At 68.1% G+C, this 25,906-nt stretch carries 23 protein-coding genes and 1 riboswitch; of the genes, 2 read left to right on the top strand and 21 right to left on the bottom strand.

The genetic code is table 11. The annotated features are described in order from the left end of the window. Positions 1-282: 282 nt before the first annotated feature. The 13 genes from IGS68_RS28435 to IGS68_RS28375 form a co-directional block, all read right to left on the bottom strand. Complete coding sequence (locus IGS68_RS28435; protein ID WP_201082471.1) at positions 283-867, bottom strand: cupin domain-containing protein; 585 nt, start codon at positions 865-867, stop codon at positions 283-285. A gap of 124 nt (positions 868-991) precedes the next feature. Beyond that, a complete protein-coding gene (locus tag IGS68_RS28430; RefSeq protein ID WP_201082469.1) occupies positions 992-1,603 on the bottom strand; it encodes a DUF1989 domain-containing protein in 612 nt (203 codons plus the stop codon). Beyond that, positions 1,593-2,453 carry an amino acid ABC transporter ATP-binding protein gene (locus tag IGS68_RS28425; protein WP_201082468.1) on the bottom strand — a complete coding sequence of 287 codons (861 nt, stop codon included), beginning with the start codon at positions 2,451-2,453 and terminating at the stop codon, positions 1,593-1,595. Before IGS68_RS28425 ends, IGS68_RS28430 begins: the two co-directional genes overlap by 11 nt. Further along, positions 2,450-3,127 (bottom strand): amino acid ABC transporter permease, encoded by a 678-nt coding sequence (locus tag IGS68_RS28420; protein ID WP_201082467.1) that lies wholly within the window; start codon positions 3,125-3,127, stop codon positions 2,450-2,452. The genes IGS68_RS28425 and IGS68_RS28420 overlap by 4 nt, the downstream gene beginning before the upstream one ends. Positions 3,128-3,132: 5 nt before the next feature. After that, positions 3,133-3,786, bottom strand: a complete 654-nt coding sequence (locus IGS68_RS28415) for an amino acid ABC transporter permease (RefSeq protein ID WP_201082466.1) — start codon at positions 3,784-3,786, stop codon at positions 3,133-3,135. Positions 3,787-3,817: 31 nt separating this feature from the next. Further along, the gene (locus IGS68_RS28410; protein ID WP_247881463.1) at positions 3,818-4,669 is read right to left on the bottom strand and encodes a transporter substrate-binding domain-containing protein; all 852 of its coding nucleotides are present in this window, start codon (positions 4,667-4,669) and stop codon (positions 3,818-3,820) included. Positions 4,670-4,862: 193 nt separating this feature from the next. Further along, the gene (gene speB, locus IGS68_RS28405) at positions 4,863-5,822 is read right to left on the bottom strand and encodes an agmatinase (RefSeq protein ID WP_201082464.1); all 960 of its coding nucleotides are present in this window, start codon (positions 5,820-5,822) and stop codon (positions 4,863-4,865) included. Positions 5,823-5,829: 7 nt separating this feature from the next. Then, positions 5,830-6,603, bottom strand: a complete 774-nt coding sequence (locus tag IGS68_RS28400; protein ID WP_201082463.1) for a creatininase — start codon at positions 6,601-6,603, stop codon at positions 5,830-5,832. A 14-nt stretch (positions 6,604-6,617) separates the two neighbouring features. Beyond that, positions 6,618-7,325 (bottom strand): SDR family NAD(P)-dependent oxidoreductase, encoded by a 708-nt coding sequence (locus IGS68_RS28395; RefSeq protein ID WP_371821928.1) that lies wholly within the window; start codon positions 7,323-7,325, stop codon positions 6,618-6,620. Continuing rightward, positions 7,322-8,080: an SDR family NAD(P)-dependent oxidoreductase gene (locus IGS68_RS28390; RefSeq protein WP_201082459.1), complete on the bottom strand. Its 759-nt coding sequence runs from the start codon at positions 8,078-8,080 to the stop codon at positions 7,322-7,324. The genes IGS68_RS28395 and IGS68_RS28390 overlap by 4 nt, the downstream gene beginning before the upstream one ends. After that, entirely contained in the window at positions 8,077-8,865 is a 789-nt protein-coding gene (locus tag IGS68_RS28385; RefSeq protein ID WP_247881462.1) for an ABC transporter ATP-binding protein, read from the bottom strand. Before IGS68_RS28385 ends, IGS68_RS28390 begins: the two co-directional genes overlap by 4 nt. A gap of 11 nt (positions 8,866-8,876) precedes the next feature. Beyond that, on the bottom strand, positions 8,877-9,701 hold the full coding sequence (locus IGS68_RS28380; protein ID WP_201082458.1) for an ABC transporter permease: 825 nt from the start codon (positions 9,699-9,701) through the stop codon (positions 8,877-8,879). A gap of 44 nt (positions 9,702-9,745) precedes the next feature. Further along, entirely contained in the window at positions 9,746-10,732 is a 987-nt protein-coding gene (locus IGS68_RS28375) for an ABC transporter substrate-binding protein (RefSeq protein ID WP_201082457.1), read from the bottom strand. Positions 10,733-10,851: 119 nt separating this feature from the next. Between IGS68_RS28375 and IGS68_RS28370 the strand changes: the two genes are divergently transcribed. After that, positions 10,852-11,781, top strand: a complete 930-nt coding sequence (locus tag IGS68_RS28370) for a LysR family transcriptional regulator (RefSeq protein WP_201082456.1) — start codon at positions 10,852-10,854, stop codon at positions 11,779-11,781. Positions 11,782-11,948: 167 nt separating this feature from the next. Here IGS68_RS28370 and IGS68_RS28365 read toward each other — a convergent pair whose 3' ends face one another. From IGS68_RS28365 to IGS68_RS28330, 8 genes are all read right to left on the bottom strand, one after another. Continuing rightward, a complete protein-coding gene (locus tag IGS68_RS28365; protein WP_201082455.1) occupies positions 11,949-12,755 on the bottom strand; it encodes an ABC transporter ATP-binding protein in 807 nt (268 codons plus the stop codon). Further along, complete coding sequence (locus IGS68_RS28360; protein WP_201082454.1) at positions 12,752-13,576, bottom strand: ABC transporter permease; 825 nt, start codon at positions 13,574-13,576, stop codon at positions 12,752-12,754. The genes IGS68_RS28365 and IGS68_RS28360 overlap by 4 nt, the downstream gene beginning before the upstream one ends. Before the next feature lie 3 nt (positions 13,577-13,579). Further along, positions 13,580-14,653 (bottom strand): putative urea ABC transporter substrate-binding protein, encoded by a 1,074-nt coding sequence (locus IGS68_RS28355; RefSeq protein ID WP_201082453.1) that lies wholly within the window; start codon positions 14,651-14,653, stop codon positions 13,580-13,582. Positions 14,654-14,675: 22 nt separating this feature from the next. Then, a complete protein-coding gene (gene atzF / locus IGS68_RS28350; protein ID WP_201082451.1) occupies positions 14,676-16,490 on the bottom strand; it encodes an allophanate hydrolase in 1,815 nt (604 codons plus the stop codon). A 17-nt stretch (positions 16,491-16,507) separates the two neighbouring features. After that, the gene (gene uca / locus IGS68_RS28345) at positions 16,508-20,113 is read right to left on the bottom strand and encodes an urea carboxylase (RefSeq protein WP_201082449.1); all 3,606 of its coding nucleotides are present in this window, start codon (positions 20,111-20,113) and stop codon (positions 16,508-16,510) included. Positions 20,114-20,139: 26 nt separating this feature from the next. Next, complete coding sequence (locus tag IGS68_RS28340) at positions 20,140-20,787, bottom strand: urea amidolyase associated protein UAAP2 (protein WP_201082447.1); 648 nt, start codon at positions 20,785-20,787, stop codon at positions 20,140-20,142. A 21-nt stretch (positions 20,788-20,808) separates the two neighbouring features. Then, the gene (locus IGS68_RS28335; protein ID WP_201082445.1) at positions 20,809-21,537 is read right to left on the bottom strand and encodes an urea amidolyase associated protein UAAP1; all 729 of its coding nucleotides are present in this window, start codon (positions 21,535-21,537) and stop codon (positions 20,809-20,811) included. A 73-nt stretch (positions 21,538-21,610) separates the two neighbouring features. After that, positions 21,611-21,733: riboswitch (guanidine-I (ykkC/yxkD leader) on the bottom strand. Between the two features lie 365 nt (positions 21,734-22,098). Then, complete coding sequence (locus tag IGS68_RS28330; RefSeq protein ID WP_201082444.1) at positions 22,099-22,890, bottom strand: 2-keto-4-pentenoate hydratase; 792 nt, start codon at positions 22,888-22,890, stop codon at positions 22,099-22,101. A gap of 1,129 nt (positions 22,891-24,019) precedes the next feature. Between IGS68_RS28330 and IGS68_RS28325 the strand changes: the two genes are divergently transcribed. Then, positions 24,020-25,813 carry a PQQ-dependent dehydrogenase, methanol/ethanol family gene (locus IGS68_RS28325; RefSeq protein WP_201082443.1) on the top strand — a complete coding sequence of 598 codons (1,794 nt, stop codon included), beginning with the start codon at positions 24,020-24,022 and terminating at the stop codon, positions 25,811-25,813. Positions 25,814-25,906 lie beyond the last annotated feature (93 nt).

The raw sequence follows: 25,906 nt of genomic DNA, 5'->3' as shown, positions 1-25,906 counted from the left end.
GTGCTCGGCCCGGTATCACTGAGATAGACCTTGCGCCAGGTCCGGCTGCCCTGGGCGGATGAGCCTGATCGGGCTCAGCTCTAGAGCAGTCCCCGATCAGGTTGAACCGCTCCGGTCCTCGCAGTCGGCCGTCCCAGTCGCCGCACGGTGTTGCGCCATGGGCGCAACCTACGGCTGGATGCAGGGCGGAGGTGATGCGGACCGCCGATCGTAGGTTGCGCCCATGGCGCAACGCATCGGTTCGGCTTCCCTGGGGCGGATCGATTTGATCGCGAAACCACTCTAGAAGGTCGGTGGCGTATTCACCCAGAGCACCCGGGTCATCCTGTCCCCGGGGTTGCGGTAGCCATGCTTCAGCTCGGAGCGGAAAGCGAAGGAGTCGCCAGCCGACAGGCTGTGAATCTGTCCGCCGATGGTCAGCTCAAGCGCGCCTTCCAGGATATAGCCGACCTCCTCCCCGTCGTGCTCGATCTCGCCGTCGCTGCCGCTGCCCGGGTCGATGATATGGATGTTCGCTTGGAGCAGGTGGCCCTCCGCATAGGGTATCAGCCGTTCCAGGCGGATGCCGTGGGCGTTGCGGAGCGGATCGGTGGTGATGACGGGACGCTCGCCGGCCCGTGCCACCGGGCCGGCGGAATCGTCGGCATCGGCGAACAGATAGGCGACGTTGGTCTCCAGCGCCACCACCAGCTTGTGAAGCATGACGAAGGATGGCTTCGCCTTGTCGTGCTCCAGCTTCGAGATCAGGCTTTCCGAGCAGCCGACCCGCCGCGCCACGTCGCTCATGCGCAGGCCCCTGACGAGACGGGCATGGCGCAGCTTGATTCCGATCCGGATATCGGGAGCCGGAACTTCCGGCGCTGCCATGTCCGCTTCGTGATCCTGTGTCGCACTGGTCAAGGTTATATCGCCTTCAGCAACGGAAGCCGCGTCTTTTCTACACCGTCTCCGTCCGGAACGCTGAGAGGTTTCGACACGGGCCGGCATCCGTTCAGGCGTCGTACACGGCGAAATGCGCGTCGGTTGGCGAGCAGGCGGTGCCGTTGATCGGCAGGATGTCCTGCGGGCAGGCGGAGAACGCGATCACCAGGTCCATCTCGGCGCGAAGCACCACGTAGCCGCCCTTGACCGGGGCCGGCGTCGCCTCGAACGACAGGGTATCGTCGGCGGCCACGGGGATGTTCATGAACAGGTTCAGCGGGCTCGGCGTCTCCGGCGGGGTCAGGCCCAGCTCGGACAGTCCCGACGCCAGGTTGTCGGTGCAGTTGTCGTGGTGGCCCTCGCAGCCCAGCATCTCGTACCGGTAGCGGTCGCAGGCGGCGATCAGCATGTCGTGGATGCCGCCGGAGGTGTCCTCCACCAGCGTCAGGATCGGGCGCCGCCGGTTGGTCAGCAGCGCGTCGCCGACCTTGGGGATGATCTTCAGCATGTGGGCGCGGGTATGCTCGTTCGACATGAATTCCGACATGTCGTCGCGCCGGAACGCCCAGGTGTCGACCACCTGCTCGCCGTGGGTGTTGACGACCTTGACCAGCTGCCCCTTGGCGACGAAGGCGGCCTTGCCCTTGCGGGCGGGAATGGTCACGAGCTGTTCAGCGGGCATGGATCTGGTTTCCTTCTCGAAGATGTTGGTCCGCCGCGCCCGACATGAGCGTGGCGAAGCCTGCGTTGCGCTGCCTCCAGGTCTCCAGGAACTGGCGCAGCCGGGGATGGGAGGGGGCTCCGAACAGGGATGAGGGCGGCCCCTGCTCGACGATGCGGCCGGCGTCCATGAACACGACCCGGTCGGCGACCTCGGCGGCGAAGCCCATCTCGTGGGTCACGACCACCATGGTCATGCCCTCCGCCGCGAGGCCGCGCATCACCTGGAGCACTTCGCCGACCAGTTCCGGATCGAGCGCCGAGGTCGGCTCGTCGAACAGCATGATGGAGGGCTGCATCGCCAGCGCGCGGGCGATCGCGACCCGCTGCTGCTGCCCGCCGGACAGGCGGGCCGGGTACTGCCCGGCCTTGTCGGACAGGCCGACCTTGGCCAGCATCTCCGCCCCGAGCGCGTCGGCCGCGGCTTTCGGCATCTGCTTCACCAGGCGCAGCGCGGCGGTGACGTTCTCCAGCGCCGTCATGTGGGGCCACAGGTTGAAATGCTGGAACACCATGCCGACGCCGCGCCGTGTCTCGTCCACGACCACGTCGCGGTCGCGCACGCGCTTTCCCCCGGCGTCCTGCGAATATCCCAGCAGACGCCCGTTGATGACCACCTCGCCGCCGTCATACTCCTCCAGGAAGTTCATGCAGCGGAGCAGGGTGCTCTTGCCCGATCCGGACGGGCCGATGATGCAGATCACCTCGGAGCGGTGGACGTCCAGGTCGATCCCGTCGATCACGATATGGTCGCCGAAGCTCTTGCGCACGCCGCGCAGCCCGAGGACGGCGGCGCCCTGGGTCTTGGTCATGGGGTCGGGCCTTTGCTGGTTGTCAGATGGCGGCCGGTGGCGCGTTCCAGCCACCGGCCGCCCCGGGCCGTCGTCTCGACCAGCAGCCAGTAGAGCAGCGCCAGCAGCAGGTAGGGCTCGGCGAAATTGAAGGTTTCCGAGACGACCCGCGTGGCGACGGTGGTCAGCTCCGGCACGGTGATCACGGACAGCACGGCCGATTCCTTGATCAGGATGATGCACTGGTTGACCGACGGCGGAAGGATCAGGGCCGCCATCTGGGGCAGCTCGACGTTGCGCAGGATCTGCCCCCGGTCGAACCCCAGCGTCCGGGCGGCCTCGACCTGGCCGCGCGGCACGGCTTCGAACCCGGCGCGGAAGATCTCCGCGAAATAGGCGCTGCCATAGACGCTGAGGCCGATCAGCGCGGTCGTCGTGGCGGACAGCCGGATGCCTAGGCTGGGGCCGCCGTAATACAGCAGGAACACCTGGATCAGGAACGGCGTGCCCCGCAGCAGCCCGACATAGCCGTCGTAGAACCAGCGGGCCGGCGCGAAGGGCAGGCGGCGCACCAGGAACAGCGCCAGCCCCAGAGCCACGGCGGCGCAGATGGAGACTCCACAGATCCACGCCGTGGTCAGGAAGCCGTCGAGGAACCGTTCGGCGTAGCGCAGGGTGACGGACTGGTCGGGCATGGGCGTCATCGGGACAGGCTGAGCCGCCGGCCGGCACGGCGTCCGGCATAGGCGATGAGGGAGACCAGCAGCAGGTACATCAGCGCCGTCGCCGCGTAGGCCTCCAGCGGGTGGTACGTGGCGGCGGCGACCTGCCGCCCGCGCCGCAGCAGTTCGGACACGGCGATCACCGATACCAGGGAGGAGCTCTTCAGGATGTCGATCGCCTCGTTGGTCAGGGCCGGAAGCGTGACGCGCAGCATCTGCGGCACCAGCACCCGGCGGCGGACCTGTCCGTGGGTGAAGCCCAGCATCCGCGCGGCCTCGACCTGTCCGCGCGGGATCGCCTGGAGCCCGCCGCGAAAGATCTCCGCCTGGAACGCCGTGGTGTTCATGGTCAGCACCGCGACGGCCGTCAGGTAGGCCGGCAGTTCGATCCCATAGGCCGGGGGGATGTAGAAGAAGACCAGGAGCTGCACCAGCAGCGGCGTGCCCCGGAAGAAGCTGATATAGACGGCGGCCGCCGTCGCCGTCCCCCGCCTCCGGCTCTGCCGCAGGAAGCACAGGGCCAGCCCGCAGGGGATGCCGAGCAGGATCGCCAGGATCGACACCGCGAAGGTGATCCCGGCGCCCTCGGCCAGGGTCGGCAGGTACGGAACGATGACGGCGGGATCGAACATCAGGGGTTCCCCGGGTGCGCGCGGCGCCTGATCACATCGTCGGCTCGGGCACCGCGTCGGCCGGCACCTCCATGGTGAAGCCGAACCACTTCATCTGAAGCTCCGCCATCTTGCCGGAAGCATTGGCCTTTGCGATGCCGTCGCTGAACAGCTTCACGAGGGAGGCGCTGGCGGGGTCCTTGCGGCCGGCCCAAGCGTAATAGGTCTTGGGGCCGATGGTCGGCCCGACGATCTCGAACATGTCGCCGCGCGCCTTGACCAGCGGGGCCAAGTTGGACAGCGCCTGCGACACGGCGTCGATCCGGCCGGCGGCGAGGTCGGCATAGGCCTCGTCGAAGCTGACATACTCCGTGATCCCGTCCACCCCCGCGCCGGCGCCGCGGAGCTTCTCGTCGAAGGCCTGGAGCGCCTTGAGCTGGGCTGACGCGGTCTGGGAGCCCACCGCCTTGCCGGCGATGTCCTCCGGCTTGGTGATGGAGGTGTCGCCCTTGCGCTTGACCAGAGCGACCGTGGCCTCGGCGATCGGCACGGTGAAGGCGTACTGCTCGGCCCGCTCCCTGGTCACGGTCACGGAGGTGACCACGAAGTCGAACTTGCCGGCGCTGAGGCCCGGCAGGATCGCCGGCCACGGCACGTCCAGCTGGTTCAGCCTGACGCCCGGCAGGTCGGCCGCGACCAGTTGCAGGAGGTCGCTGGCGTAGCCGACGATCTTGCCGTCCTCCAGGTACTCGAAGGGCGGGAACTGCGCCTCGGTCCCGATGACGATCTCCTGCTTTTTCCGGATGTCGTCGAGCTGGTCGGCGAAGGCGGGGGAGGAAGCGGCGCCGGCGGCGAACACCACGGCCGCGGTCTTGAGCAGGCGGACGAACTGGGAAAGGGGCAAGGCACTCTCCTGTGCGGGATGGGGCATGACGCCTGGACCGGCGCTCAGGTCACTCCAGCAACTTGCATGCCATTCAAGTAACTTGAACTGAGTTCCCGGTGCATTCACGCCGGCCGGCGCTTTTCGGCGACACGCGCCGATGAAGTGCCGGCAGGCGGAATGCGCTTCGATGCCTAATCGTTAGGCGCCGCCGTCACGGCTGCACGGTTTTTCGGCTCATGCCCTCGGCCATCACGCAGAGCAGTTCGAACATCAGGGTCGCGGCGGTCAGCGCCGTGGCGCCCGAGGGATCGAACGGCGGAGAGACCTCGACCAGGTCGACCCCGGCGATGTCCAGTCCGCGCAGCAGCCGGATCATGGTCTGGGCCTCGCGCGACGTGATGCCGCCGATCTCCGGGGTGCCGGTGCCGGGCGCAATGGACGGGTCGAGGATGTCGATGTCGAACGACACGTATGTCGGCCGGTCGCCGACGATCGCCCGCGCCTCGGCCATGACCTCCTTCGGGCCGCGCTCGTCGAATTCCTCGATGAAGATCAGGCGGATGCCGTTGGCCTTGGCGAAGTCGTAGTTGGCCGCGTCCGAGATCGCGCCGCGCAGCCCGATCTGCACCATGCGCTTCGGGTCGAGCAGCCCTTCCTCCACCGCGCGCCGGAACGGGGTGCCGTGGTTGTAGCGGTTGCCGAAGAAGCTGTCGTAGGTGTCGGAATGGGCGTCGAAATGGATCAGCCCGACCGGCCCCTGGTCGATCAGCCCGCGCAGCACCGGCAGCGTGATCAGGTGGTCGCCGCCGACCGTCAGCGGCACGGCGCCTGCCCGGCGCACCCCGGCGAAGTAGCCGGAGATCAGGTCGATGCTCTCCATCAGGTCGAGCGGGTTGACCGGCGCGTCGCCGCAGTCCCCGACGCGCACCAGGTCGAACGGACAGATGCCGGTCGCATGGTGGACCCGGCGGACCAGGCTGGACTGGTTGCGCACCTCGCGCGGGCCGTGGCGCGGACCCGGCCGGTTGGTCGTGCCGCCGTCGAACGGGACGCCGACCAGGGCCACGTCCACCTCCTCCGGCGAGGCCACGGGTAGCCGCATGAAGGTCGGCAGCCCGGCGAACCGGGGCACGGCGGCGGAATCGAGGGGCTGGAACCGCTTGTCGCTCATTGTGTGCTCAAACTCCGAATTCGGCGCGGACGGCCCGGGTGATCCGCTCGACATGGTCGTCCATCAGGAGCCGCCCCTTCTCGGCCGAGGACCCCTGGGCGCGGGCCAGGACGCCGGAAGCCGGGACGAACCCCTCCGGCACGGGATGGCGGTCGTATGTGGGGAACTGGGCGGGCCCGTCGGACGGCACCTTGTCCATGTCGACCAGGTCGGGCCGCAGCAGAAGCATCAGCGACGTCTCCAGCAGGCTGGCATGCTCCAGCTCGGTGCCGGGGAACCCTTCGGGGAAGAGCCGGTCCAGCGTGTCGCGGCCGACGAAGTCCCAGTATTCCAGCCGCATCACCTGCATGTCGCGAATCCCGTCGCGACGAAGCTCGCGTAGTCCCAAGTCGACGCCCTCGACCGCCGGCCAGCAATTCTCGAAATGCCCGTTCACCACCACCAGCCGGCGCACGCCGTCGGTGCCGAGGCTGCGGATCACGTCGCGCACGACCAGCGAGAAGGTGTTGGCGTCCAGGCTGGTGGTGCCGGGGAACGCCTCGCCGCCGCCCGAGCGGGGCTGCGACTTGTAGCCATAGGGAATCGTCGGGGCGACGATGCCGCCGACGTTGCGCGCCACCCGCTCGCACACGGCGGTAGGCAGCACCACGTCCACGTTCATCGCCATGTGGGGACCGTGCTGCTCGGTGGTGCCCAGGGGCAGGAAGACGGTGACGCCCTCCGCCACCTTGGCGGCGAACTCCGGCCAAGTCAGTTCGGCCATGAAGACGCTTTCGACCATGGGTTCTTTTCCTCTCAGTGCATCGCCGCGCCGCCATCGACGCTGATGCATTGTCCCGTGATGAAGCTGGCGGCAGGGGACGCCAGGAAGAGGATCGCGGCGGCGACCTCCTCCGGGCGGCCGATGCGGCCGAGGGGGTTGGCGCTCTCCAGCGCCTTCTGGGCGTCGGTCATGCGCTCGAAGCCCAGCAGCGGGGTGTCGATCGGGCCGGGGGCCACGGCGTTGACCAGGATGGCGGGCGCCAGCTCCCGCGCCCAGGACCGCGTCAGCGAAAGCGCCGCCCCCTTGGTGGCGCAGTAGCCCGAGGCGCCCTGGCGGCCGAGATAGGCCAGCTCCGACGCGATGTTGACGATGCGGGCACCCGGCTTCATCGCCTTCAATGCTTCCCGGGTGACCAGGATGGGGCCGCGCACGTTGACCGCGTACATGCGGTCCATGTCGGCGATGTCGATCGCGTGGAGCGGTGCCTCGATCTCGATGCCGGCGCAGTTCACCAGCAGGTCGAGGCCGCCCAGCCGCGCGGCGGCCAGGGCGACCGCCTCGATCACCTGGCCCTCGTCGGTCACGTCGGCGACCACCCGGCCGGCATCGTCGGCCGAGGCCGGCGCGCGGTCCAGCCCGACGACCCGGGCACCCGTGCCGCGCAGGGCCTCGCAGGCGGCGAGGCCGATCCCGCTCGCGGCGCCGGTCACCAGCGCCCTGAGGCCGTTCAAATCCGTCACCACGGCACTTCCCCCCGGTCGGCTCCGAGGCTCTGGCCGGTAACGTTGGCCGCGAGGTCGGAGGCAAGGAACAGATAGGGACCCGCCATGTCCGGCGGCTCCATGAGGCCGGGCAGCGCCTGCCCGGCGATGATGTCGTCCAGAAGATCCGCTTCCCCGCGGCCGGCCCGCTCCGCCATCCGGCCGAGCGAGCGCATGGAGGCCTCCGTCCGCACCCAGCCGGGGCACACCGCGTTGACCCGGATGCCGGCGGGGCCGAGTTCCTTGGCCCAGGTCTTGGTCAGCCCGATCACCGCGTGCTTCGACGCGACATAGGCGGAGAACAGGGGTTCCGCGACGCGGCCCCAGACCGAGGCCGTGTTGACGATGGCGCCGCCCGCGCGCATGCCCGGCACCACGGCCCGGGTCACCAGGAAGGTGCCCAGGATGTTGATCTCGATGATGCGCCGGAAGGCCGCCTCGTTCTCCGCGCCGGCGTCGTCCAGCGGGGTCATGAGCTCCAGGCCGGCATTGTTGACCAGCACGTCCAAGGCGCCGATGCGAGCCGCCATGGCGCCCACCTCGTCGCCCCGGGTCACGTCGGCCCGGTGCGCCGTGGCGCCCAGCGCCTCCGCCGCGGCGTGGATCGCGTCGTTCTCCGCCGCGACATGGAGGTCCGCCCCGGCGGCGGCGAAGGCCTGGGCGATGCCGAAGCCGATGCCCCGGCTGGCCCCGGTGACCAGCACAGTGCGGTTATCGAAGCGGGGCAGGGTCATTCCTCGTCTCCCGCGGCTTCGCGCAGCAGTTTCAGCACGTCGCTCCGAAGCCGGAAGAATTCCGGGCTGTCCCGCAGCTCCAGAGGGCGGTCGGGGCCGAGGCGCCCGGTGATGTCGATATCGGCCATGACCCGCGCGGGCCGCTTGGAGAAGACGATGACCCGGTCGGCCAGGAACACCGCCTCCTCCACGTCGTGGGTCACGAAGACGATGGTCTTGGCGTCGCGCCGCTGGATGCTCCGCAGCTCGACCTGAAGCCGTTCCCGGCGCTGCGCGTCCAGCGCGCCGAACGGCTCGTCCATCAGCATCACGTCCGATCCGGCCGCCAGCGTGCGGGCGATCGCCACGCGCTGGCGCATGCCGCCGGACACCTTGTTCGGATAGGCGTCGGAGAACTCGTAGAGCCCGACCAGCTCCAGGTAATGGTCGCGGCGGGCCAGCTTCTGTCGCTCCGTCAGGTCGCGGCGGTAGCGCATGCCGAAATGGACGTTCTCGGCGACCGTCAGCCACGGGAAGGACGAGTAGGACTGGAAGACCATGCCGCGCCGGTGGTCGGGGCCGCCGACCGGCGCGCCTTCGAGGCGGATCGTCCCGGTGGACGGCGTGTCCAGCCCGCCGATCATGCGCATCAGCGTGGTCTTGCCGCAGCCGGACGGCCCCAGGAAGACGACGAACTCGTTGCGGGCTATGGTGGTTTCGAAGGGCTGGGCGACCACGTCGAGGTCGCCGAACCGCTTGGTGACGCCGTCGAAGGCGAGATAGGGCTGTGTCATGAACTGTGTCATGGGGGGCCTGCTCACAGGTAGCGGAAGGCGCGGCGGTGGGCCGCCCGGAGAAGCTGGTCGGTGACCAGCCCGATCACGCCGATCACCACCACGCCGGCCATGACCTCGGGCGTCTTCATGTAGCGGCGGGCCGTCCAGATGACGAAGCCGATGCCGCTGTCCGCGGCGACGATCTCGGCGATGATCAGGTAGGTCCAGCACCAGCCCAGCGTGATCCGCAGATTGTCCACCAGTCCCGGCAGCATCGCCCGGAAGGCCACGTCGCGCAGCATCTGCCGGGTGTTGGCCCCGAGGGTATGGGCGATCTCGATATATTCCTGCGGCACGCGGCGCATGTCGTCGGCGACCAGCAGGACCAGCTGGAAGAAGGTCCCGAGCCACAGCAGGTACAGCTTGGTTCCCTCGCCCACGCCGAACCAGATGATCGAGAGCGGCACCAGCGCAGGGACCGGCAGGTATCGGATGAAGTCGATGATCGGCTCCAGCGCCGCGCCGACCACCCGGTAGCTGCTCATCAGGATGCCGATCGGGATCGCCATCGCCGCCGCCAGCGCGAAGGCGGCCCAGACCCGCAGGGTCGAGACGCCGGCGTGCCACAGCAGGTCCTGCTTCTGGATCATGACCAGCATGGCGTTCAGCACCGTGCTGGGCGCGGGCAGGAAGAGGCTGTTCACCAGCCCCAGCCGGGCGACCGCCTCCCACGCCAGCAGCAGGCCGACGCTGGCGGCCACGCCGATCCCGACCTGGGCTGGGCGCGACAGGGTCCCGCGGAAGGCCCAGAGGGACGAGCGCCGGGGAGGCGGCGCCGTCCCGGCGGCCCTCGTTGCGGTGTCCATGGCCTGGAGGTCCGAACCGCGAAGCGCCGTCGTCTGCCCCGGGGTCACGGGGAAACCTGGGAGATGACGGAGGCGTCGATCTGGCTGGCGGCGGTCAGCGTGGTGTCGGCGGCGCCGTTCTCGATGTTCAGCTGCATGACGGTGTCGAAGATCCCGTGCAGGCGGCCGGGCCGGTCCGGAGTGCCGATCAGGTCCTTGGCCTCGGCCAGCGGCGTGTAGGCGAGGCTGGTGTCGATGATCTCCTTCACCTCATCCTCGCTGAGGTTGTAATGCGGGGCCGCCAGCTCGATGAACTCCTCCGGGTTCGTCCTGTACAGGTCGATCGCCCGGTAGACGCCGGCCAGGAAGTTCCGGTACTTCGTCGGGTTCTTCTTCAGGTCGTCCTGGCGGGCGGTGATCACGTCGATGATGATCTCGCTGTCCACCGAGGACAGCAGGAGCTTGCCCTTGCGGGCCGGCAGGGCGGTGATGGCCTGGGACTGGAACGGCTGGTAGGTCCCGACCGCCGCGATCGAGCTGTCGGCGAAGACGGCGATCGTGTCGGCGGTCGCGATCTCCACGATCGACAGGTCGTCCAGGCTCATCCCTTCCTTCTTCAGGGCGAGCTGAAGCAGCAGGCGGGCCGGGATGTTGGGCTCGACGGCGATCTTCTTGCCGCGCAGGTCGGCCACCCCGCCGATCGACCCGTCCGCGATGACCCCGTCGCCGCCGACCGACTTGTCGATCGTGCCGATGATGACGCCCGGCGTGGCCTCGTCGCGTGGGCGGCCCTGGTGCTCGCCGACGGTGCGCATGTCGACCTCGATGTCGCCGCGCATCATGGCCGCCATGACGTTGGCCCGGTCGTCCTCGAACTTCATGTCGACCGTCAGTCCGAGTTCCTTGAAATAGCCCTTGTCCGCGGCCACGAAAACGGGCGCGAAGCCGGGCCAGGTGGGGGACAGCACCCGGATCGTGTCGGCTGCCCAGGCGGGTACCGAAACGGTCGCGAGGACCAGGGCGGCGGCTGCGATTCGACTTGTGCGGAACATCGGTGACCCTCATCGCTGGAGTGCTTTCGAAGGATCATCGCCCAGGTTTACATCTATAAAAATCAGGTTTAATAGACGGATATATTGAAAATCATCGATGTGAAATCGGCACCGGCACCATGAGACGCCTCGACAACATCGACCTGCGCCTGTTGCGCGTTTTCGTCACCCTGGCGGATTCCGGCGGCTTCGCCGATGCCCAGATCGTGCTCAACCTGTCGCAATCGACGCTCAGCACCCATCTCGCGGCGCTGGAGCGGAAGCTGGGCGCTCCGCTGTGCGAGCGCGGGCGCCGCGGGTTCCGCCTGACCGAGTTCGGCGAGGCGACCTACGACGCGGCAAAGCGGCTCTTCGTGGAAATCGACGCCTTCCAGTCGCGCATCGGCCGCGACCGGGGCAAGCTGATGGGCCAGCTGCGCGTCGGCATCGTGGACGGCGTGGTGACCTCGCCGGAGCTGGGCATCCAGACGGCGCTGGGCCGCTATTGCGAGTATGCTCCCGACGTCTTCGTGGATCTGCTGCTGGGCACGCCGACGGAGCTGGAGGCCGCCGTCGCCGACGGCACGCGCGACGTGGTGATCGGCCCCATGTCGCAGAAGGTGCCCGGACTGACCTACCAGCCCATCTACCGGGAACCCCACGCGCTCTATTGCGGCAGCAGGCACCCGCTCTACGGCGTGCCCGACGACGGGATCGACCGCGCGGCGATCGAGGAGGCACCCTTCGCGGTGCGCGGCTACCTGCATTTCGACGACCTCTACCGCGCCAACCATCCGCGCCCCTGCGGGACGGTCATGCATATGGAGGCGCAGGTCATGATGATCCTGTCCGGCCGTTTCATCGGCTTCCTGCCCTGCCACATCGGCGAGGACTGGAGGCAGCGCGGCCAGATGCGCCCCCTGAAGCCGAAGACCTACAACTTCGCCTCGACCCACTTCGTCGCGACCCGCAGCGCCGACGCGGGACGTGCCCTGGTGCAGAGCTTCGTGCGGGAGATCAAGCGGCAGGCGGCATCATCGCAACCGGGACGGATCGCCAGCCCGGCGTGATGGAACGGTATTTGCAACAGCTTCCAGCCTGTACCTCGGCAGGAGAACAGGCTTGGCTTACCTACGGCATCCCAACTTGGATTGGGGAAAATCCCGGCTCCGATCGCTGGTCGCGGTCTTGCACCGGCTGCTGAGCGCCCGCGCCCAGGCCATGCATCCGGCGCTGTTCAAGTCGCCGGGACCAGGGAAACGGCCGGGGAAGGCTCCCTGACCGGCTCCGGGGCGTGGAGGGCCGCCTCCCGCCTCGCGGCGATCTTGGCCTCCAGGGGCAGGTCGTAGGTCACGGTCGCCCCGTAGGCGCCCGGTTCCTGGGGATCGACGCGGACCTTGTCGAAGGCGAGCACGCGGGTCGCCAGGGTGAATCCTTCCTTCAGGTCGTGGGTGACCATGAAGATGCTCATCTTGTGCTTGTCCCACAGGCCCAGAAGAAGCTCGTACATCTGGGCCTTGGTGCCGGCGTCCAGCGCGCCGAACGGCTCGTCCAGCAGCAGCACCTTGGGCTTCCGGATGAGCGCCTGGGAGATCGCCAGCCGCTGCTGCATGCCGCCGGACAGCTCGGCGGGGTACTTGTCCCGGTGGGCGGACAGGCCGACCGTTTCCAGGATCCCGGAGGCCTCCTGCTCGGCGGCGCGCCGCTCCCGGCCGAACAGTTTCCCCAGGAACCTCGAGCGCTCGAACTCGCGCCCGATGATCACGTTCTGGAGCACCGTCAGGTGCGGGAACACCGAGTAGCGCTGGAACACCACGCCCCGGTCGGGGCCGGGCTCGGCGACCAGCGGCTTGCCGTCCAGCTCGATGGTGCCGCGGGTCGGGCTCTCCTCGCCCAGCAGCATGCGCAGGAACGTGGTCTTGCCGCAGCCCGACGGGCCGACCAGGGCGCAGAACTCGCCCGACGCGATCTCCAGGGAGACCCGCTCCAGCACCACCTGGCCGGGATACTCCTTCCACAGGTTCCTGACCGATATCCGGCTCATGACTGCCCCTTTCCGGCCTTCAGCCACGGGAAGAAGCGGGCGTTGACCCAGCGCAGCCCGGCGTCCGACAGGAAGGCCAGCAGCGTGATCCAGGCGACGTAGGGCAAGATGACGTCCATCGCCATGTAGCGGCGCACCAGGAAGATCCTGTAGCCCAGCCCCTCGGTCGCGGCGATCGCCTCGGCCGAGATCAGGAACAGCCAGGCCGGCCCCAGGGACAGGCGGACCGCGTCGATCAGCCGGGGCAGCATCTGGGGCAGCACCACGCGCACAACGATCTGCCAGGTGGAGGCCCCCAGCGTCTGCGCCTTGATCAGCTGCTCGCGCGGCAGGTCGCCGACCTTCAGCGCCAGGTCGCGCACCAGGAACGGCGCCACGCCGAACACGATCAGCACCACCTTGGACAGCTCGTCGAGGCCGAAGACGATGAACAGGACCGGCAGCACCGCCATCGGCGGGATCATGGAGACCACGCCGACGAAGGGCGACAGGCCCGCCCGCACATAAGGGATCAACCCGATCGCCAGACCGAGGACCAGCGCCAGCGCGGTCGCCACGCCCAGCCCCATGCCCAGCCGCTGAAGGCTGGCCAGCGTGTCCACCCACATCAGGTAGTCGCCGGTCCGCGCATCGGGGTTGAGCGCCAGCCGGCCGATGGCCGCCGCGAAGCTTTCCAGCTGCGGCAGCAGCTTGTCCTTCGGGTTGGCCGCCAGCCGGGCGGACGAGGCCAGGGCGTAGGCGACGCCGGCCGCCAGGAACGGCAGCGCCCCCCACAGCACGATGCCGCCCCGGCCGGGACGCAGGTTGATGATCCGGCGCATGGGTCAGAGCTTCCCTTCCTGGGCCATCCTCATGTAGTCGGTGTCGAAGCGCAGCTTGACGTTGCCGTCGTCGCCCAGCACCGTCCCGCCGGGAAAGGCGATCCCGACCGCGTCCACCGTCCGGGCGCCTTCGCCCAGCAGCCCATGGTCGAACGAGAAGGTGCGGACCAGGTCCATGCCCTTGACCAGCTCGGGGCTCGACGCGAACGCCACCGCCTCGGCCGGGGTGTAGAACATCTTCGTGGTGGCGAGCTGCGCCTTGTAGCCTTCCAGGTCGGTGCCGGCCGCGGTCGCCATGGCGGTCAGCGCCTCCGTGCCCTTCGGCCCGGTGTCTTGCATCAGCGCCAGCGTCTCGTACCAGGCGCCGACCAGCGCCTTGCCCAGCGACGGGTTGTCCTTCAGCGTCTCCGTGTTGACGACCATCAGGTCGATGATCTCGCCGGGGATCTTGCTGCTGTCGAACACCAGGGCAGCACCTTCGGCCTTGCGCACCTCGCTGAGTTGCGGGTTCCAGGTCACGACCGCGGTCACGTCGGGCGACGCGAAGGCGGAGACGATGTCGGCGTCGGCCGTGTTGACCACGCGGACGTCGCGTTCCGACAGTCCGACGCTGTCCAGCGCCCGGGCGAGCAGGTAGTGGGAGACCGACAGCTCCACCAGGTTGACGTTCCGGCCCTTGATCTCGGCGAGGCTGTCGCCGCCCTTCAGCACCACCCCGTCGTTGCCGTCGGAATAGTCGCCGGCGATCAGCGCGGTGGAGTCCACGCCGCCGGCCGCCGGGATGGTCAGCGCGTCCATGTTGGTCATGACGCAGCCGTCGAACGCTCCGGCGGTGTATTGGTTGATCGATTCCACGTAGTCGTTGATCTGGACGATCTCGACCGAGATGCCGTACTTGTCGGCCCATTTCTTCATGATGCCGCTGTCGGCGGCGTAGCCCCAGGGCATCCAGCCCGCATAGATCGACCAGGCGATCCTGAAGGACTGTTTCTCCGCCGCCACCGCGGGTGACTGCGCCGCGGTCATGGCAAGGGCGAGGCCCAGGGCGACGAGTACCGATTTGAACAGGGTCCGCATGGCAAGGCTCCTCCGGGGTTGGTCAGCGGGCGGCTAGCCAGTTCTTCCAGCCGCCGTGGTTGGTTATGTCCTGCGCTCCGACGGTCGCGTGGGCCTCGCACAGGAAGCCCTGCACCCGGCCGCCGCCGGCCAGTTCCAGCGTGCCGATGGCGAGGGGAGGGGGCACCTCGGCGACGAAGCCGCCGAAGCCGGCGGCGTCCAGCTCCCAGACCTCGACCTCGATCCCGCCGGGAGCGCCGGGGTCGCGCAGCAGGCCGGGCTTGGCCGGTGTGGTGCCGGGCAGGGCGAACAGCCTGTAGCCGGCCGCCGTGCGGTCCGCTCCCACGAGCCGCGCGCCGCGCCCGGTAAGCTGGTGGTTGAGCGGCAGGCCGGAGAGGTGGGCCCCGACCACGGCCAGCCGGACCATTCCCGCAGGCGCCGCTTCCGAGGCCGCCTCCAGCGCCGGGCCGGCGACGGCATGGCCGGTGGCGCCGATGGAGGGAGCCTGCGCCCGGTGGAACCGGTCGGCCAGAAGCGCCAGCCTGCCGTCCTCGAAGCTGCGCCCGATCAGCGTCACGCCGAAGGGCAGCCCGGTGGAGCGGAACCCGGCGGGTACGGCGATGGCCGACAGATCCATCAGGTTCACGAAATTGGTGTAATGGCCCAGTTGGCTGTTCAGCCGGATCGGGTCGGCCAGCATGTCCTCGATGGTGAAGGTGGTCCCGGCCGTGGGCAGCAGCATCACGTCCATGCGTTCCCACCAGGTCTCCGCCCGCCGGGTCAGCTTGGCCAGCTTGTACTGCGCCTCGAAGGCATCGACCGCGCTGTAGCGGCCGGCCCCCAGGATGATCTCGCGGACCACGGGATGGATCGCCTCGGGCTTCGTTTCCGCGAAGCCGCGGATGGCGGCCAGCCGCTCCGCCACCCACGGACCGGCATAGAGCAGCCGCGCCGCCTCCACGAAGGGGGCGTAGTCGAACTCCACGCGGGTGCCGCCCAGTTCCTCCAGCCGGGCGACCGCGGCCGCGAACAGGTCGGCGGCCGCCGTGTCGCCGAAGAACTCCAGTCCCTCGGTCGTCGGCACGCCGAAGCGGAACCCCGGCGGCAACGATGCCGGAAGCACCGCCCCCGCCGGCGCGCGCCGGGAGAACGGGTCCGACGGATCGAACCCCGTCGCCGCCCGGAGAACCGCCACGGCGTCCCCGCAGGAGCCGGCGAAGATCGACACGCAGTCCTGGGTCCGGCAGGCCGGCAGCACGCCGGCGGTGCTGACCAGCCCCTTGGTCGGCTTCAGCCCCACGACATTGTTGAACGCGGCCGGCACCCGGCCCGATCCCGCCGTGTCGGTCCCCAGCGCGAAGCTGACCAGCCCCGCCCCGACCGCGACCCCCGACCCGGAGCTCGACCCGCCCGACACATAGGCCGGGTCGAACACGGACGAGCAGATGCCATAGGGCGAGCGGGTCCCGACCAGCCCGGTGGCGAACTGGTCCAGGTTGGTCTTGCCGATCAGGATGGCGCCCGCGGCCTCCAGCCGCTCCACCACCGTGGCCGAGCGGTCGGGGACGAAGGCGAAGTCGGGGCAGCCGGCGGTGGTCGGCACGCCGGCCACGTCGATGTTGTCCTTGACCGCGAAGGGGATGCCGAACAGGGGCAGGTGCTCTCCCGCCTCCTTCCTGGCCCGCGCCCGGCCGAGCCGGGCCAGCGCGTCCGCCTTGTCGAGCAGGGTGATCCAGACGGGGCGGAGCCCCATCGCGCCGATCCGGGCATGGACGCCGTCCAGCACGGCCTCCGGCGTCAGGCTGCCGTCCGCGTAGGCTCGGGAAAGGACGGCGATTTCGAGGCTCTGTTCAGTCATGTCGGGTGCTTCGATCATCATGCTGCGGGGAGGAAGACGGCGAGCGGCTGGCCCAGCGAGACGGCCTGCCCCTCGGCGCACCGGATCTCGACCAGGGTGCCGTCGGCGGGGGCGGGGACCGCGATCTCCATCTTCATGGATTCGACGATGACCAGGACGTCGCCGGCCTTGACGGCCGTCCCGGCCGCTCCGGCCACCTTCCAGATGCTTCCCGACACCGGGCTGGCGATGGCCTCGCCCCCGTCGGGCATGTCCGCATGCTCCAGCGGAATGGGGTCAGAGTCGTTTCTTTCGATCACCAGGTTCTCGCCCGAAGCCTCCCACCGGGCGCGCTCCTCCTCGAAGGCGGCCTGCTGCCGGGCCTTGAAGGCCTCGATCGAGTCCCGGTTTTCCTCCAGGAAGCGCCGGTAGTCGCGCAGGCGGAAGGTCTCCTCGGTAATCCTCAGCGACGCCCGCCCCTGGAGGAAATCGGCCCGGAAGGCCATCAGTTCGTCGTGGGTGACGGGGTGGAAGCGGATCTGGTCGAAGTGGCGCAGCAGCCAGGACTTGCCCGGCGGGAACTCGGCCGTGCTCCGGTAGGTATTCCACATCTGGCAGGTGCGGCCGACGAACTGGTAGCCGCCCGGCCCCTCCATCCCGTAGACGCAGAGATAGGCGCCGCCGATGCCGACCGCGTTCTCCGGCGTCCAGGTGCGGGCGGGGTTGTACTTGGTGGTGACCAGCCGGTGGCGCGGATCGACCGGGGTCGCGACGGGCGCCCCCAGATAGACGTCGCCCAGCCCCATCACCAGGTAGCTGGCGCCGAACAGGATCTCCTTGACCGCCTCGACGCCGTCCAGCCCGTTGATCCGGCGGATGAACTCGATGTTGCTCGGGCACCAGGGGGCGTCGGCCCGGACCGACTGCATGTATTTCGAGATCGCGAGCCGGGTCGCCTCGTCGTCCCACGACAGCGGCAGGTGGACGATCCGGGTCGGAACCTCCAGGTCGTCGATCGCGGGAAGCTCCCGCTCCGCCGCGACCAGCCGGTCCAGCAGGTCTTCGATCGCCAGCACCCGGCTGTCGTAGTGGACCTGGAGCGAGCGGATGCCCGGGGTGAGGTCCAGGATGCCGGCCAGCCCGAGACCTTCCAGATGCCGCTGGAGCGCGTGGACCCGGAACCGCAGGGTCAGGTCCAGCACAAGCGGCCCGTACTCCACCAGCAGGTAGCGGTCGCCCGAGCGCCGGTAGACCACGTCCTCCCCGCCCGGAACGGCGGCAAGCCGGTGCAGCACGGCCTCGTCCGGCCCGGTGCCCCGCCGCGGCGGCAGGGCGGCCCGGTCCACCGGCCGGAGCGTCGCGACTTCGGCGTCCTGCGCGTCCTCCAGGCCGGCCGCCTCGGCCGCGGTCAGCCGGCGGAAGCGGACCGTGTCGCCCGGCCGGAGCTGGCCGATCTTCCACAGCTCGGCCTGGACGATGGTGGCCGGGCAGACGAAGCCGCCCAGGCTCGGCCCGTCCGGCCCCAGGATCACCGGCATGTCGCCGGTGAAATCGACGGTGCCGACAGCATAGGCGTTGTCGTGGATGTTGGAGGGGTGAAGCCCCGCCTCGCCGCCGTCCTTCCGCGCCCAGTCCGGCTTGGGGCCGATCAGGCGCACCCCCGTGCGGCTGGAATTGTAATGGACCTCCCAGTCCGCGGCGAAGAAGGTCGCGATGTCGGTTTCGGTGAAGAAGTCCGGCGCCCCGTGGGGGCCGTACAGCACGCCGATCTCCCAGGCATGGCCGTAGTCCGGCACCAGGGCCGGATCGATCGTCCCGGCTTCCCCAGCCGCCTCGTTCCCGACATGGAGCACGTCGCCGGGCATCAGCGCCCGGCCGCCATGGCCGCCGAACTTGCCGAGGGTGAAGGTGGACCGGCTGCCCAGGTATTCGGGCACGTCGATGCCGCCCCGGACCAGCAGATAGGCCCGGCATCCCGCGCCGGTCGCCGCCCCGACGCGGAGCGTCGAGCCGGCCGGCACGGCGACCGGCCGCCAGAACGGCACGGCGGCGCCGTCGAGGGTCGCCGGCATGGCGGCCCCTGCCAGGCAGACCAGCGCGTCCGCGTTGAACTTCAGCGTTGGCCCGGAAACCGTCAGCTCCAGCCCGGCCGTTCCCTCCGGGTTGCCCAGCAGCCGGTTGCCCAGCCGGAAGGCCAGCGGGTCCATGGGACCGGACGGCGGCACGCCGACCTCCCAGTAGCCGACCCGGCCGGGATGGTCCTGGACGCTGGTCAGCGTGCCGGGCGCCACCACCTCGATGGAGCGCGCCCGGTAGGCCACGGTCTCCAGGTAGCGGGTGGTGAAGCCGCCTTCCGCGAAAGCCGGGTCGGCGGCGATCTGGCGCAGGTATCCCAGGTTGGTCTCGATCCCGTCGAGCCGGCAGGCGTCGAGCGCCGTCCGCAGCTTCGCGATGGCGTCGGCGCGGTCGGTGCCGCGCACGATGATCTTGGCCAGCAGCGGATCGTAGAACGGCGTCACCTCGGTGCCGCGCTCGACCCAGGTCTCCACCCGGGCATCCCCGGGGAATTCCGCCCGGGTCAGGATGCCCGCCGACGGGCGGAAGGCGCGGCCGGGGTCCTCGGCATAGACCCGCACCTGGATGGAGGCGCCTTCGGCCCGTCGCGCGTGTTCCGCCAGCGGAAGCGCCTCGCCGGCGGCTTGGCGGATCATCCATTCCACCAGGTCGATGCCGGTCACCTCCTCCGTCACACCGTGCTCGACCTGGAGCCGGGTGTTCACCTCCAGGAAATAGAACTCCCCGGCCTCAGCGTCGTGGATGAATTCCACCGTCCCGGCGGACCGGTAGCCGACCGCCTTCCCCAGCCGCTCCGCCGCGTCGAACAGGGCTTGGCGCTGCGCGTCGGAGAGATGGGGGGCCGGCGTTTCCTCGATCACCTTCTGGTTCCGCCGCTGGGCCGAGCAGTCCCGCTCGCCCAGGGCCACCACGGTGCCGCGCCCGTCGCCGAAGATCTGCACCTCGATGTGGCGCGCGTGCTCGACGAACTTCTCTAGGTAGACCCCGGACTCCTTGAAGTTGTTGCGCGACAGCCGCGACACCGCCTCGAACATCCCGGCCAGCTGCGACGGCTCGCGGCAGAGCTGCATGCCGATGCCGCCGCCGCCGGCCGTGCTCTTGATCATCACGGGATAGCCGATGCGGGCCGCCGCCTCCAGCGCCTCCCCGGCGCCGGCCAGCAGCCCGCTGCCGGGCGACAGCGGAACGCCGCTCTCCGCCGCCAGCCGGCGGGCGGTGTGCTTCAGGCCGAAGGCGCGCATCTGGTCCGGCGTCGGGCCGATGAAGGCGATGCCGGCCTCGGCGCAGGCCTCGGCGAATCCCGGGTTCTCCGACAGGAAGCCGTAGCCGGGGTGGATCGCCTGCGCGCCGGTCGCCCGGGCCGCCTCCAGGATGCGGCCGGCGTCGAGATAGCTTTCCGACACCGCGGCCGGGCCGATGCAGACCGCCTCGCCGGCCATGGCCACGTGCAGGGAATGGGAGTCGGGCTCGGAATGGACCGCGACCGAGGCGATGCCCATCCGGTCGAGCGTGCGGATGACGCGGCAGGCGATCTCGCCGCGGTTGGCGATCAGGACTTTGCTGAACATGGTGATTATCCGTGCCGGGGCCGCCGTTATGCCGCCGCGTCCCAGACCACCACTTCGATCGGCGTCGGGTCGTAGGCGTTGCAGGGATTGTTGAGCTGCGGACAGTTGGAGATCAGGACGATCACGTCCATGCAGGCCCGCATCTCCACATACTGGCCCGGCCCGCTGAGGCCGTCGGCGAAGGTCAGCCCGCCTTCCGGGGTGACCGGCACGTTCATGAAGAAGTTGATGTTGTGGGTGATGTCCCGCTTGGTCAGCCCGAACTCCTCGTGCTCGGCCACCGCCAGCAGGTAGCTGTCGCGGCAGGCATGCATGCACTTCTTCTCCAGCGCGTAGCGGACGGTGTTGGACTCGGTCGAGCAGGCTCCGCCCAGCGTGTCGTGGCGGCCGACCGTGTCGGCGACGATCTCCAGCATGGGATTGCCGGCCGTGGACATCAGCCGGGTGCCGACGCCGAGATAGACGTTGCGCTGCTCCCGGATGGTATCGACCGCGCTGTAGCGCTCGGCCGGGTCGGCGGCGTTGTAGAAGAGGGTGTCGGCCGCCTGGTTCCCTTCCAGGTCGACGATGCGGAAGACCTGACCGGCCTTGACCACATGGATCCAGTAGTCGCCGGCGGGGACGGTCCTGCGGTAGACGGCGGTCTCGGGGGAAAGGATGCTCTGTTTCGTCATTGTTCCAGGTCCCGGTTCCGGTCAGCCGCACAGGTGGTAGAGGTGGTTGTTCGCGAAGCCGCGTCCGTTCTCGGGGCGGCTGGTGCGGCAGGGATCGTCCTCTGCCGCCGGATCGCCGCGACGGAGTTCGTACGAGACGGGCTTGCGCGGGTATTCCGCCGCCGGGTTCATGGGGTGCGGGCAGGTGTGGAACAGCACCAGCGTGTCCATGTCGAACCGCAGGTCCACGTGGGCCCCTGCGCGGGCACCCTCGGGATCGAAGACCAGGGTGCCGTCCTGCTCGGTGCGGACCTTGCTGAACCAGTTGACGTTGGCCGCCAGGTCGCGCCGGCCCAGGCCGTACTTGGCCGCCTCGACCAAGAAGCTGTCATGGCCGTTCTGGGTCCAGTCGTTGCGGTATTCCTGGTAGCTCCTGCGGCCCCAGCGCTCCGCCACCAGGGACTTGGTGGAATTGCCGCAGACGGTGTCGTGCCAGCCGGCGGTGTCCTCGACGATGGAGCAGAAGACCCGCCCCATGTCGGAATAGAGGCAGTGTCCGGCGGTCAGCTTGAAGGTGTGCTGGCACTTCAGCGTGTCGGGCGCGTTGTATCGCTCCAGCAGGTTGGCGGGATTGTAGAACAGCATGCCGACATTGGCGCCGCCCTCGCGGTCGATCAGGCGCAGGATCGTGCCGCGCCGGAGCGTGAACGACCAGTGTTTGCCGCCATCGATTTGGTCTTGATACAACAGGTCGGGGCGAACGGTCGCCATGGTCACACCTCGGGTATAGGAGGAGTGCCGGGCAATGGGACGTCCCATCGGAGCAACATCCTCCGTGTTTGAGACCTCCCGGGCTTTTGTCCCGCCGTGTGCCCGTCCGCTGTTCACCGGACGGGTCGCTGCTCTCGGACCAGTAACACCGGAGGAATGTGAACCCCTTCCGGCCGGAACCCTAGCTGCTGAGGCCAAGAGCTATTCAAAGGGCGTGCCAAGCGCCGAATACCTGGGAATGCGGCAACCGCGCCGGCCCGCGCCGGGCGGGCGGCGAGATTCTGCCCACGTGGGCACCAGGGCTGGCGACATTTTGGGCAATCATACGCCAGGGCATCCGAAGTCGCCTTATACCGCGGGACTTCCCGTATGAGGATCGGCGTCCAAGCCCAGGCCACGGCTGCGACGGCTCAAACTGCTGATTTCTCAAGGAAATCAGACCCCGGGATGACCCTCCATCGGCGAGGACGGAAGGCCACCGCGTGAAGCGGGTTCGGAAAGCGCTTCAGCGCGACAGGCGCCTCTCGGTTGAGCAACTTGCCCGGAGTGCTGCGAGGTCCTTCAGGACTCGAATTGGACCGCAACCCGTCCCAGGGCACCAAAATCCGCCTCGACCGCGTCACCGGGAGCCAGCGGAATCGGGGTCATGCATGTGCCGGTGGTCACGATCTGACCCGCCTTCAGCACGATACCCAGCGCTGACACCTCGTTGACGAGCCATGTCAGGGCGATCCGCGGATCACCGAGCACGTTCTCGCCACCGCCGGTCAAGGGAGCGCCGCCGTTGACCATGGCCTGAACGGGATGGCGCGCAATATCGATAGACCGCCAGGGCGCCTCGGTGGCGGCCCCAAGCACGAAGAGATGGGCGCAGGCATCGTCGGCGAGGAGTTGCGGCGCGCCGGCACGGACGAAATCCTCGAACCGGGAATCCGGCACCTCGATCGCGGGATGCAGGGTTTCCACTGCGTCCAATACCTCATCCGTGCCATAGGCGGATGTTCGCGGGACGAGGTCATGGCCCATGCGGAAGGCGAATTCCGGCTCCGCCACTCGCATCCGGTTTCCCGCCAGCGAGAGCCGGGCGCCGTCGCCGAACACCCTTTCCGACAGCAGCCGGCCAGCCAGCGGACCGTCGACAGCGATATGGGCTTGCCCCGCCAGACTGGTCGCGGCGATCTTCCAACCGAACAAGGGCCCGGCGGTCCTATGATCCAGCAAGGCCTGGATGGCGTAGCCTTCCGCACGGGTGGACGGGCGCACTTCGTCAGGCAGGGCGGTTATGCGGCGACCGTCCTGCCAGCATTGATACAGCAAATCCGACGCAGCTTGGATATGTCTTTCCCTGAGCATGGCTTCCCTTCCCGATCCCTTGAACTGAAGGCACGTTATTGAACCGGTCGCGTCGCTTGGTCGATAGGAGATTGGCTGGCGGCGTAAACTCCTGAAGGTGCAGGAACCAGACCGACACGGCGTCACCGAGGTGGACCCTCCCGCGAGGGCCGCGGAGACCGGCTGCCTGGTTGGAGGAGGCCGCTCCTGAACTAAAATCACGCTACCCTCACCTGTGGTTGCGACTGCGGAGATGCGGGCAACGCGCCAGCGTCGTTGCGGCGGTCGGTTGCTGTTTTCGCCTGACGCAGGCCGGAAGGGCACGGGCGGCGGCACTGCCGGTTCCAGCTTGGGTCGTTCGACTTCGTGACGCTCCCCATCGAAGGCTCTCGACTTTTTAGACAAATAAAGTTTCATTGCCATCGGACAGCTATCAACCCGGTTGGTATACGTCGGAAAAGCTGCCACATTTGGGGCGCAAGTTTCGCGTAATTATTTAAGTTATTTAGGGCAAGAATGCATCCATTCATCTGTATTCCGCGGCGCGGCACCTTATCGCAATGCAGCGATTTCATATTGCGCTGCGAAATTTGACTTTGTCACCAAATAAGGCATCCTTCGCCATATTCGCCGCTTGAACACCAGGACTGGACCATGCTTTGATTGCAAATCGAACGGTCTGGTTGAGGCATGCCTGAGAATAGGGGGCAAGTGACACCGTAGGTATAATCAACAAGGCTATGCTCCAATGGAAACGGCAAAGCCTGTATTCCGGGGAAAGACAATGGCGGCGACTTGTATTCCGAAAGAGCCTGTCGTCTCTGACGGCGGCACAACTTTCCGCGGGTCTCCTCCATGGGGCGGAGTCCGGCCGCACGCCTCTCGCACGGCAGGCTCGCACGGATCATGCCTGAACTTCCGAAAGACGGGAGACACCCCGCTTCCGACGCCGCATTTCCCGTGCCGCCCCTGGTTCGGGCATCTCCGCGATCGCCTCGCGGAAGTCTGATCCTCGAAGCGCCGCAACGCTTTTCCAGCAAGTAATCCGCACAGACGCCTGCAGGACCGCCCGGCTCGCCGGCCTCCTGCGCAACTCCAGATCAAGCCTCGGGATATAAAAAACAAAACCAAGTCTACCTGGGAGGAAGTTATGAAGCATTCGCTCAATGCTGTCCGGCGTTCAGCGTCGGCGGCAAGTGTCCTGGCCCTGACCCTTCTGCTGGGCACGGTGATCCCCCCGTCGGCACGGGCCGGGGACATCACGCAAGACCGCCTGCTGAAGGCGCCGGACGCCGAGCCGCAGAACTGGCTGCATCATCACCAATCCTACAGCGGTCAGCGCCATTCCAAGCTCGACCAGATCAACGCAAGCAACATCAAGGACATGAAGGTCGCCTGGACCTTCGCCTTGGGCGGCATCGAAAAAGGCGGCATATGGCCCCATGGCGGGCTGGAAGGCACGCCCATCGTCGAGGACGGCATGATGTACGTCACCGACGGCTGGGGCAGCGTCTACAAACTCGATGTCCGTGACGGTTCCGGCAAGCTCGTCTGGAAGATGGACCCCAAGACGGACAAGGAATGGTCCGGCGCCGTGGCGTGCTGCGGCGTCAACAATCGCGGGGTGGCACTCTGGCGCGACAAGGTCGTTTCGCATACCTTGGACGGCCGGCTGATCGCCACGGACAAGGAGACCGGCGAGGTCGCCTGGGAGAGTAAGATCGCCGATCCCGGCGTCGCCGAGACCATCACCGGTGCCCCCCTCATCGTCAAGGACATGGCCATCACGGGTGTCGGCGGAGCGGAATACGGGATCCGAGGCTGGATCGCGGCCACCGACCTGAACGACGGCAAGGAGGTTTGGCGGCGGCATACCATCCCCGCACCGGGTGAGCCCGGTCACGATACCTGGAAGGACGATTACGAGGCCTGGAAGACCGGGGGCGGCTCCACCTGGGTAACCGGCACTTACGATCCGGAACTGGACGTCATCTACTGGGGCGTCGGCAATCCCGGTCCCGACTGGGACAGCCAATACAGGCCGGGCGACAATCTGTACACCAACAGCGCCCTGGCGCTCGATCCTGCCACCGGCCAGATCAAGTGGCACTATCAGTACACTCCGAACGACCCGTATGACTACGATGCCGTTTCCGAGCACGTGCTCGTCGAGGAGACCATCCGGGGCGCCCCGCGCAAGCTTGCCCTGCACGCCAACAGGAATGGATTCGGCTACGCGCTCGACCGCGAGTCCGGGGACTTCATGTGGGGAGCCAAGTTCGTCGAGAAGGTGACCTGGACGCCGGGGCTCGACGAGAAGACCGGCAAGCCTCTCAACTACGATCCTTCCACGCAGGTCCAGCAGTACGCCGAGGGGACGGCGCCGAGCCGCGAGAATCCGGTCGGTACCTCCTGTCCCGGGAACATGGGCGGCAAGAACTGGCCGCCGACCGCCTACAATCCTCAACTGAAGCTCTGGTACATCCCGGTCATCGAGAGCTGCAACCAAATGATCAACGAGGAGATCATTCCCGGTGAGAGCTACCAGCCCCGAGAGTGGTTCACCGGTGGCGGGCCTCGGCAGCACGAGCAGATCCACGGCAGCGTGACGGCGATAGACGTCACGACCGGCGAGGTCGCGGGCAAGTTCAAGACGCATTATCCCCTGCTTGGCGGCATGCTCAGCACCGCGGGCGGCGTGGTCCTCACGGGTCATCCCTCCGGGGAGATCTACGGCCTGGATGCGAAGACCCTCGAGCCGTTGTGGACCTTCAATACGGGATCGGGGGTCAATGCCCCTCCCATGACCTATTCGGTGAACGGCAAGCAGTATGTCGCGATCCTGGTGGGCCTGGGCGGAGCTTGGCCGAAGTGGTTCGTCGACGGAACCAAGGGCCTGGAGAAGGTTCAGCCCAGCAGCATGCTCTACGTCTTCTCCCTTTGATCTCCCGCCGGGCGGCGGTCGAACGCCGCCCGGACCTTTTCCGGCTGGGAGAACATTCGAGCCTTGAAGGAACAATCGGAGAGCAGGGGAGTA

The sequence above is a fragment of the Skermanella sp. TT6 genome (genome assembly GCF_016653635.2).
In the GTDB taxonomy this organism is placed as follows: domain Bacteria; phylum Pseudomonadota; class Alphaproteobacteria; order Azospirillales; family Azospirillaceae; genus Skermanella; species Skermanella cutis.
The sequence above is the reverse complement of the archived record's forward strand: the minus strand, read 5'-3'. Positions and strand labels throughout refer to the sequence as shown.

Excerpts from the sequence above, each read along its gene's own strand:
- IGS68_RS28430 (WP_201082469.1), bottom strand. The coding sequence starts at position 1,603 with ATGCCCGCTGAACAGCTCGTGACCATTCCCGCCCGCAAGGGCAAGGCC.
- IGS68_RS28340 (WP_201082447.1), bottom strand. The coding sequence starts at position 20,787 with ATGACGAAACAGAGCATCCTTTCCCCCGAGACCGCCGTCTACCGCAGG.
- IGS68_RS28425 (WP_201082468.1), bottom strand. The coding sequence starts at position 2,453 with ATGACCAAGACCCAGGGCGCCGCCGTCCTCGGGCTGCGCGGCGTGCGC.
- IGS68_RS28365 (WP_201082455.1), bottom strand. The coding sequence starts at position 12,755 with ATGAGCCGGATATCGGTCAGGAACCTGTGGAAGGAGTATCCCGGCCAG.
- atzF (WP_201082451.1), bottom strand. The coding sequence starts at position 16,490 with ATGACTGAACAGAGCCTCGAAATCGCCGTCCTTTCCCGAGCCTACGCG.
- IGS68_RS28420 (WP_201082467.1), bottom strand. The coding sequence starts at position 3,127 with ATGCCCGACCAGTCCGTCACCCTGCGCTACGCCGAACGGTTCCTCGAC.
- IGS68_RS28335 (WP_201082445.1), bottom strand. The coding sequence starts at position 21,537 with ATGGCGACCGTTCGCCCCGACCTGTTGTATCAAGACCAAATCGATGGC.
- IGS68_RS28330 (WP_201082444.1), bottom strand. The coding sequence starts at position 22,890 with ATGCTCAGGGAAAGACATATCCAAGCTGCGTCGGATTTGCTGTATCAA.
- IGS68_RS28360 (WP_201082454.1), bottom strand. The coding sequence starts at position 13,576 with ATGCGCCGGATCATCAACCTGCGTCCCGGCCGGGGCGGCATCGTGCTG.
- IGS68_RS28325 (WP_201082443.1), top strand. The coding sequence starts at position 24,020 with ATGAAGCATTCGCTCAATGCTGTCCGGCGTTCAGCGTCGGCGGCAAGT.
- IGS68_RS28380 (WP_201082458.1), bottom strand. The coding sequence starts at position 9,701 with ATGGACACCGCAACGAGGGCCGCCGGGACGGCGCCGCCTCCCCGGCGC.
- IGS68_RS28385 (WP_247881462.1), bottom strand. The coding sequence starts at position 8,865 with ATGACACAGTTCATGACACAGCCCTATCTCGCCTTCGACGGCGTCACC.
- IGS68_RS28370 (WP_201082456.1), top strand. The coding sequence starts at position 10,852 with ATGAGACGCCTCGACAACATCGACCTGCGCCTGTTGCGCGTTTTCGTC.
- IGS68_RS28435 (WP_201082471.1), bottom strand. The coding sequence starts at position 867 with ATGGCAGCGCCGGAAGTTCCGGCTCCCGATATCCGGATCGGAATCAAG.
- IGS68_RS28375 (WP_201082457.1), bottom strand. The coding sequence starts at position 10,732 with ATGTTCCGCACAAGTCGAATCGCAGCCGCCGCCCTGGTCCTCGCGACC.
- IGS68_RS28400 (WP_201082463.1), bottom strand. The coding sequence starts at position 6,603 with ATGGTCGAAAGCGTCTTCATGGCCGAACTGACTTGGCCGGAGTTCGCC.
- speB (WP_201082464.1), bottom strand. The coding sequence starts at position 5,822 with ATGAGCGACAAGCGGTTCCAGCCCCTCGATTCCGCCGCCGTGCCCCGG.
- IGS68_RS28390 (WP_201082459.1), bottom strand. The coding sequence starts at position 8,080 with ATGACCCTGCCCCGCTTCGATAACCGCACTGTGCTGGTCACCGGGGCC.
- IGS68_RS28355 (WP_201082453.1), bottom strand. The coding sequence starts at position 14,653 with ATGCGGACCCTGTTCAAATCGGTACTCGTCGCCCTGGGCCTCGCCCTT.
- uca (WP_201082449.1), bottom strand. The coding sequence starts at position 20,113 with ATGTTCAGCAAAGTCCTGATCGCCAACCGCGGCGAGATCGCCTGCCGC.
- IGS68_RS28415 (WP_201082466.1), bottom strand. The coding sequence starts at position 3,786 with ATGTTCGATCCCGCCGTCATCGTTCCGTACCTGCCGACCCTGGCCGAG.